We start from the raw sequence: 7,514 nt of genomic DNA, 5'->3' as shown, positions 1-7,514 counted from the left end.
GTTTTTTATGGTTGCCGCTCATCCCCGGGGGTTAAGGGACGGCGGCAGAGAACCACGACGTCTTAAATGACGCCCTGCGCCAGCATGGCATCGGCCACTTTGACAAAACCGGCGATATTGGCGCCGCGGACGTAGTTGGTCTGCTGCGCTTCGCCGCCGTATTCAACGCAAGCGTGGTGAATATCCAGCATGATGTGGTGCAGGCGGGCGTCGACCTTCTCGGCCTTCCAGCTCATACGGGCTGCGTTCTGCGCCATTTCGAGTCCGGAAGTGGCGACGCCGCCGGCGTTCGCGGCTTTGCCCGGCGCGAACAGCACGCCCGCTTCGAGGAACAGATCGGTGGCGGCGATGGTGGTCGGCATGTTAGCGCCTTCGGCAACGGCCTTCACGCCGTTAGCGATCAGCAGGCGCGCCGCATCGACATCCAGTTCGTTTTGCGTGGCGCAAGGCAGCGCGATATCCACAGGAACAGACCACGGCTGTTTGCCTTCGAGGTAGGTCAGACCATACTCGCGGGCGTAGTCGGCAACGCGGCCGTCGCGGCTGGCTTTGATTTCGCACAGACGGGCCAGTTTTTCCGGGGTAAAGCCGGCTTCATCGACAACGGTGCCGCTGGAGTCGGAGGCGGTGATCACGCGGGCGCCGAGGGCCATCGCTTTTTCGATAGCATATTGCGCCACGTTACCGGAACCGGAAACCGCCACCCGCATCCCTTCGAAGCCCAGGCCGTGACGCTTGAGCATCGCGTCGGTGAAGTACACCAGACCGTAGCCGGTCGCTTCCGGACGAATCAGACTGCCGCCGAAGGAGAGCCCTTTACCGGTGAACACGCAGGCGCTGTTGTTGGAGAGTTTACGCATCATCCCGGCCATAAAGCCGACTTCACGACCGCCCACGCCAATATCGCCTGCCGGAACGTCGGTGTCCGGGCCCAAATGGCGATACAGTTCGGTCATCAGCGCCTGACAGAAGCGCATCACTTCACCGTCGCTCTTACCTTTCGGATCGAAGTCGCTGCCGCCTTTTCCGCCGCCCATTGGCAACGTAGTGAGGGCGTTTTTAAAGGTCTGTTCAAAGCCGAGGAACTTGAGAATCGACAGGTTAACCGATGGGTGGAAACGCATGCCGCCTTTATACGGACCAATTGCCGAGTTGAACTGTACGCGCCACGCGCGGTTAACCTGAACCTGATTACGGTCGTCGACCCAGACGACGCGGAACTGAATAGCACGCTCTGGTTCAACCAGACGTTCCAGCAAAGAGAGCTGGCGATAGCGCGGGTTTTCCTCAAGGAAAGGCCACAGCGTGGTCATAACTTCACGGACGGCCTGAGCAAATTCGGTTTGATGCGGGTCGCGCTGTTGAACGCGGGTGAGAAAGCTTTCCAGAGTGCACATCTGATCCATAGATATAATTTCCCCTTATGGTTGTGGTTGCATGTATACGCGTCACGTTACAGATTGCCTCGCTGCCCGCTTCGGGAGCGCTTCTGCGGCCGCCCGATGCAATCTGAATGATTTTGTATCTCTTTTTTTATTATTCGGCCCTTGAAAAGACCGATTTTCCGACTATAACACCGGCAATCATCAGGCAAGCAAGGAAAAATTATCCAGACAGGAAAATTTATAATCTGGCGTCAGTCATAACTAAAAACGATGACGCCAGTGGCAGGGAATTAACGGGGAAGATCGGCGGCGCGTTGGGCAATAAATGCGTTCAGCAGCGGAATATCTGCCGGAGCAAGGTCGAAGGCGAGGGCCTCTTGCGGCGTGCACCAGCGCAGCTGGCGATGATAGTGGGCGGTGGGAAGGCCGCTAAAGCGCGCCACCCACCAGGCGTGCAGGTGAATCAGGCGGCCGGAGACCTCCCGTTGATGGCTGGCGATATAGCGCTCAACCTCCGCCGTGATACCGAGTTCTTCCTGCAGCTCACGGATAAGCGCCTGCGGCTGACTCTCGCCGGGTTCCACTTTGCCGCCGGCAAATTCCCACAGGCCGGGCTGATCGGCGTGGGGTGGGCGCTGCGCCAGCAGAATTTTGCCATCCTGTTCAATAATGGCGGCTACAACATCAAGCGTTTTTTGCATCTGAATCATCGTTCCGGGCAGGATAATGGCCTATTATCACCGCCTTTGTCTTTGCCAGACAACCTTTAGCCCATCGGAGATATGTTGTGCTCGATAGTCATCTGCATCCTCGCCTGAAACCCTTGCTCAATGTTTGCGCCGCGCGGCTGGATCGCCTCGGCGTCTCAGCCGACGGCGTGACCCTGACGGGCTTCGCCATTGGCGTTCTGGCGCTGCCGTTTCTGGGACTTCGTTGGTACGGGGCGGCGCTGGCGGCGATTGTAGTGAACCGGCTTCTCGATGGGTTAGATGGCGCGCTGGCGCGTCGCCGCGGGTTGAGCGACGCGGGGGGATTTCTCGATATTTCCCTCGATTTTCTGTTTTATGCCCTGGTACCGTTCGGGTTTATTATCGCCGATCCGGCGCAAAACGCCGTGGCCGGAGGCTGGCTGCTTTTTTCTTTTATCGGAACCGGCAGCAGTTTTCTCGCCTTTGCCGCGCTGGCGGCCAAACATCAGATAGCCAACCCGGGCTACGCTCATAAATCGTTTTACTATCTCGGGGGATTGACGGAGGGGAGTGAAACCATCCTGCTGTTCGTGCTGTGCTGCCTGTTTCCCGCGCATTTCGCCTGGCTGGCGTGGCTGTTCGGCGCACTCTGCTGGCTGACCACCGCCACCCGTATTTACAGCGGCTACCTGACGCTAAAGCAGCTTCAGCGTCAGGCATAACGCGGTTACTGGCTGCTATCCGGACCGCGCACGCCGGTCTGCACCGGGTTTTTCGGATCGCTGCTCCATTCGTACCAGCCGCCATCGTACACCGAGACATTTTTCCAGCCCATCGCGCGGGCGTACATAAAGGTCTCTGAGGCGCGCCAGCCGGTGCCGCAGTAGAACGACACCTGCTGATCGGGACGAATATTCCACTGTCGCCACATGGCGGTTATATCCTCCGCGCTGCGCATGGTGCCGTCCGGGTTGTGGAAGTCTTCCATATGGGTGGAGTCGCTCCCGGCATGCCCCCAGCGGGCGCCGGCAATCTCGCCTTTGGGCTTGATATAGCTATAGCCGCTGGTGGTGCCGATAAACTCCGGCCACGAACGGATACTGACCAGCGACGCATCCTGACGATGGAGCAGCGCGCGCGCCTGCTCCATGTTCAGCATCAGCTGCGGCTGACCGGGGATCGGCGCGCCGAAGTCTGGCGCCGGTTTTTGTTCCGGCGGCATGCCGCGTTCGACCGGCAGACCGGCATCGGACCAGCTTTTCCAGCCGCCGTCGAGCAGACGCACATCTTTCACCCCGGCATACAGCAGAATCTGCGCCACGCGGGCGGCGGCGTAGACGTCGCGGCCGTAGAGAATCACCGTGGTGTCATGACGAATACCCTGTTTCGCCAGCAGCGCTTTCAGCTGCGCATCGGAGACCTTATTCCACAGCGGTTCGCTTTCGACCTCGTTGGTGTCGATATATCCGGCGCCGGGAATATGATTCAGCAGATAGAATTTTGGCGCGCCCCAGGCCGCTTCAATCACTTTCCACTGTCCGGCCGGTGCGGCGGCTACCGTTTTACCCTGCTGCAGATCGTGCAGCCACTGCGGGTAAACCAGTTGCTCAAAGTGCGGCAGCTTTTGCAGGCGATCGGGCTGACTCAGCGCATCGCTTAGGGTACTGAGATGGGTAAACCCTGCGGCCTGCAGGCGCGAGGCGACTTTCACGTTGTCTGTCTCGCTGCCGTACAGCGCGACGGGAGTCTCGGCCTGCAGCTGATGCTGTCTGGCCCACGCGCTAAGCTGTTCATCGTTCATGGCGCTGAGCCAACTGGCGGAGAGATTCAGCGCCTGCGGTTCGTGACCCTGCGGGCCGTTGGCCTGTTGGGGCCAGCCGTTGTAGAACGCGCTCGGGCGGGTATCAATCGCGATACCGTGCTGGCCCAGGAGAGTAGAGAGCGTCAGCGTTGGCATGGTTTCAGCGGCGAAGGAGGTGGAAGCAGCAAGCCCGATCAGCAGGGCGAGTGCGGTCAATTGAGAAACACGTTTCATCGAAATGCCCGACAAGAGAAAATTGAGCGCACATTTTCCGCTGCTCCCGGCGGGAATTCTTTGCGATAACGCAGGTTAGCAGGGTTTTCATTGCCAGTTGCGCATATTCAGACAGCGGCCGCGGTCGGGAATATCGTCACTGTCGTGAGTCACCAGCACCGCCGGAATGGCGAGGCGCGCCAGCTCATCAAATACCCAGCGGCGAAAACCGGCGCGTAGTTCGGCATCCAGGCGATTAAACGGCTCATCCAGCAGCAGTGCCAGCGGGCGCGCCAGCAGCGCGCGGAGCAGGCTGACGCGGGCGCGCTGGCCGCCGGAGAGTGTCGCCGGATCGCGGGAACTGAACCCGGCCAGTCCGGCCTGTTCCAGCGCCTGCTGCACCTGAATTTTGCGCTCCGCGCCGCGGATGTCTGCCGGCAGCGCCAGCAGCAGGTTTTGCCCGACGCTGAAATGGTCAAACAGCAGCGCATCCTGAAACAAAATCCCAATCCGCCGCCGCTCAGTGGGGCGTTCATCGCAGCGTTCGTTGTTGAGCCACAGCTCGCCGCTGGCATGAAAAGGGGCCTCCAGCGCGCCAATCATCCAGGCGAAAAGCGTGGATTTGCCGCTGCCGGATGGCCCCATCAGCGTCAGCACTTCTCCCGGCGAGACGGAAAATGCGATTTCCTGCAGCAGGGGACGATGATGCAGCGTCAGGGTCAGGTTGTTTACGGTGAGCACTAGCGTAATCCTCGTCGATAGCGGCCTGCCAGCCAGGCCAGCAGGGCGGTCAGGGAAAAGACAATCGCCGGCAGCAGCAGTTGCCATAATGCCTGCGCGGCGAGCGTTGAGGTATCGCCGCCGCTGCTGAGCGCCACGGCTTCGCTGGTTAATGTCGGCGTCCGCCCAGCCCCCAGCCACAGGGTGGGCAGATACTGGGCAATGCTGACCGAGAAGCCGACGGCCAGCGCCATCAGCAGCGGGCGTACCAGCATCGGTAGTTTTACCCGCCAGACTCTTTGCCAGCGCCCCCAGCCAAGGGTTCGCGCTACCAGTTCCAGACGCGGATCGCGGTGACGCCACGCCGGACGCAGAACAAACAGCATCCACGGCACTACCCACAGCAGATGGCCCCACAAGACGGTGGCAAATTGCCCATCCTGCCAGGTATACAGCGCCAGTTGATACTGGCCGTCGGCCAGCGGCAGTGCGGGCAGAACCAGCGGTAGCCAGACCCAGCCATCGCCGCGGGAAGGGCCGCACTCCAGCCACAGCAGGCAGATAAGCGCCCCCGCCAGGCAGGCGAGAAGCGCCAGCCCCAGGCTGTTCGCCAGGCTATCGTTTAGCGCAGAGGCGCTCTGCGCCAGCGCCGCCAGCAACAGCGCGCAAAGCAGACCGCTCAACGGCAGGCCGATTGCCAGCAGCCGTCCGGCGAGGGCGCGCGGCTGCGGACGACGAATACCTCGCAGGTCAGGGATCTGTCGCTGCCAGAGACGCCATCCACCCCAGGCGCAAACCAGCAACCCTCCGAGTATGAGCAGTAACAGCAGGCTGGCGAGGGCGCCTTTCGCCTGCTGCATATCATCCCCCTGGTTTAACCATTGCCAGGCGAGTACGGCAAGCGTAGGCGGGTTGCCCGGCCCGATCACCAGCGCGACATCCACCGTCGACAGGCTCCACGCGGCGGTGGCCACCAGAACGATAGCCAGTGAAGGCAACAGCGTCGGCAATATCAGCCAGTTCAGACACTGCCAGCGGCCGTATCCCTGGCTTTTCAGGACCGTGGCCTGCTCCGCCAGACGCTTTTCGCTCAGAAGACCGTAGATCACCCACAGCAAAAATCCGCTCTCTTTGATGGCCATCGTCAGCCCCAGACCAATGCCGTAGCGATCGGCCAGCGGAGAGCAAACGGAACAGATGCGATACAACCCGCCGCCTTCGGCGAAAAGGAGCAGCGCGCCGGTGGCAAAGGCGACGTGAGGCACCGCTAACAGGAGCGGCAGGCGTCCCGCCAGTTGACGCCAGCCGCGGGAAGGCCAGAGCGCGGCGACGAGGGTCAGGCTTATCAGCAGCGCGCCGCCGAGCGCGAGGAGCGTGGAGATCAGGGTCGCCGCCAGCGCCTGCCAAATCTGAGGATCGGCGAACAGCGCCTGCCAGCAGGCGAGGCGGAACGCCGGGGCGATCATGAGCGCGATGGCCGGGAAGACGGGCAGGTAAATCAGCGCCATGATTCCCCAGGCCAGCAGAATCAGTGGGTACCGTAACGGCGCAGCCATTCCTGCTCCAGGGCATCAACCCAGGCCGCGTGGGGTTCCGCCAGTACCGGCGGCAGGTTCTGTGGAGTCAGCGCCTGCAGCGCCTGGCGCTGGTCGTCGGGTAAGCTCTGCGGGTTTAACACGCTGGGGTCTCCCCACACTGCCGGATCGGCTTTACGCAGCTGTGCCGCCGGGGAGAGCAGGAAGTTGGCCACCACTTTGGCGCCCGCCGGGGCGCGCGCATTGGCCGGAATGGTCACGAAGTGCACATTGCCGAGCATCCCGCGCTTAAAACCAAAGCCATAGCTGTCCTTCGGCAGCTCGCCGCTGACCGCTTTTTGCCGGGCATGCAGCGGGTTAAACGTCAGCGACAGGCGGAGCGTGCCGTTCGCCAGCATGGCATCCATGCGGGCCGGCGAGCCTGGGAAGTCGCGCCCCTCCCGCCACAGCAGGGGATGAAGCCTATCGAGATAGCGCCACAGCGGTGCGGTGACGGCGGCAAACGTCTGCGGGTCCGGGGGGAGACGCAGCGCGTCCGGGCGTTCCGTCAGGTCAGACAACAACTGTTCGAGAAAGGCGGTACCGGTAAAGTCCGGCGGACGCGGATAGGTGACCTCGCCGCGATGCGCGGCGGCAAAGGTCAGCAGCGCCTCCGGGCTGTCAGGCGGCGTCGGCGTCTGCGTACGTCGGGCGATAAAGGTGAGCTGCGCGCTGCCCCACGGCGACTCTGCGCCTTCGGTCGGCAGGGAGAAGTCTTCACGCACCGGCTGGCGGGTATCAACATAGCGCCAGTTTGGCAGCGTCTCCGCCCATCCGGTTTGCAGCAGGCCGGCGGTTTTCAGGGTGCGGAAGTTCTCGCCGTTGACCCACAGCAGATCGACGGAGCCATTATGCGTGCGCCCGGCACGGGCTTCCGTTTGCAGGCGCTTTACCGTATCCGCGGCATCGGCGATATGCACAATGCGCAGGTCGATAGCATAATCGCGTTTCACCTCAGCGCTGACCCAGTCGAGATAGCGATTTACCGCCGGGTCGCCGCCCCAGGCATTAAACCAGACCGTCTGTCCGTGGGCCTGGCGAGCGATCTGTTGCCAGCTATCGTCGGCGTGAGCGGCAAGCGGGGCGCACAGCAGCGCCGCGAGCCAGAGTAAACAGTAGCGCATGATCCGCT

Annotated in this window: 7 protein-coding genes; 1 reads left to right on the top strand and 6 read right to left on the bottom strand. The window is 61.9% G+C overall.

What is annotated here, in order from left to right:
• Nucleotides 1-62 precede the first annotated feature (62 nt).
• Both gdhA and GRPL_RS06345 read right to left on the bottom strand, forming a co-directional pair.
• The gene (gene gdhA, locus GRPL_RS06340; RefSeq protein ID WP_032688191.1) at nucleotides 63-1,406 is read right to left on the bottom strand and encodes an NADP-specific glutamate dehydrogenase; all 1,344 of its coding nucleotides are present in this window, start codon (nucleotides 1,404-1,406) and stop codon (nucleotides 63-65) included.
• Nucleotides 1,407-1,675: 269 nt separating this feature from the next.
• Entirely contained in the window at nucleotides 1,676-2,086 is a 411-nt protein-coding gene (locus tag GRPL_RS06345) for a pyrimidine (deoxy)nucleoside triphosphate diphosphatase (RefSeq protein WP_032688357.1), read from the bottom strand.
• Between the two features lie 86 nt (nucleotides 2,087-2,172).
• Between GRPL_RS06345 and GRPL_RS06350 the strand changes: the two genes are divergently transcribed.
• The gene (locus GRPL_RS06350; protein WP_032688189.1) at nucleotides 2,173-2,796 is read left to right on the top strand and encodes a CDP-alcohol phosphatidyltransferase family protein; all 624 of its coding nucleotides are present in this window, start codon (nucleotides 2,173-2,175) and stop codon (nucleotides 2,794-2,796) included.
• 5 nt (nucleotides 2,797-2,801) lie between these two features.
• Here the strand turns inward: GRPL_RS06350 and GRPL_RS06355 are convergent, their stop codons facing one another.
• The 4 genes from GRPL_RS06355 to GRPL_RS06370 all read right to left on the bottom strand — a co-directional run bounded on the left by GRPL_RS06355 (nucleotide 2,802) and on the right by GRPL_RS06370 (nucleotide 7,506).
• Nucleotides 2,802-4,109 carry a sulfurtransferase gene (locus GRPL_RS06355; protein ID WP_032700212.1) on the bottom strand — a complete coding sequence of 436 codons (1,308 nt, stop codon included), beginning with the start codon at nucleotides 4,107-4,109 and terminating at the stop codon, nucleotides 2,802-2,804.
• A gap of 87 nt (nucleotides 4,110-4,196) precedes the next feature.
• On the bottom strand, nucleotides 4,197-4,829 hold the full coding sequence (locus GRPL_RS06360) for an ATP-binding cassette domain-containing protein (protein WP_032700210.1): 633 nt from the start codon (nucleotides 4,827-4,829) through the stop codon (nucleotides 4,197-4,199).
• Complete coding sequence (locus GRPL_RS06365) at nucleotides 4,829-6,364, bottom strand: ABC transporter permease subunit (protein WP_032688184.1); 1,536 nt, start codon at nucleotides 6,362-6,364, stop codon at nucleotides 4,829-4,831. Before GRPL_RS06365 ends, GRPL_RS06360 begins: the two co-directional genes overlap by 1 nt.
• Nucleotides 6,337-7,506, bottom strand: a complete 1,170-nt coding sequence (locus GRPL_RS06370; RefSeq protein WP_032700209.1) for an ABC transporter substrate-binding protein — start codon at nucleotides 7,504-7,506, stop codon at nucleotides 6,337-6,339. The genes GRPL_RS06365 and GRPL_RS06370 overlap by 28 nt, the downstream gene beginning before the upstream one ends.
• Between the last annotated feature and the right edge of the window lie 8 nt (nucleotides 7,507-7,514).

The organism is Klebsiella planticola ATCC 33531, assembly GCF_000735435.1.
Taxonomy (GTDB): Bacteria; Pseudomonadota; Gammaproteobacteria; order Enterobacterales; family Enterobacteriaceae; genus Klebsiella; species Klebsiella planticola.
The sequence above is the reverse complement of the archived record's forward strand: the minus strand, read 5'-3'. Positions and strand labels throughout refer to the sequence as shown.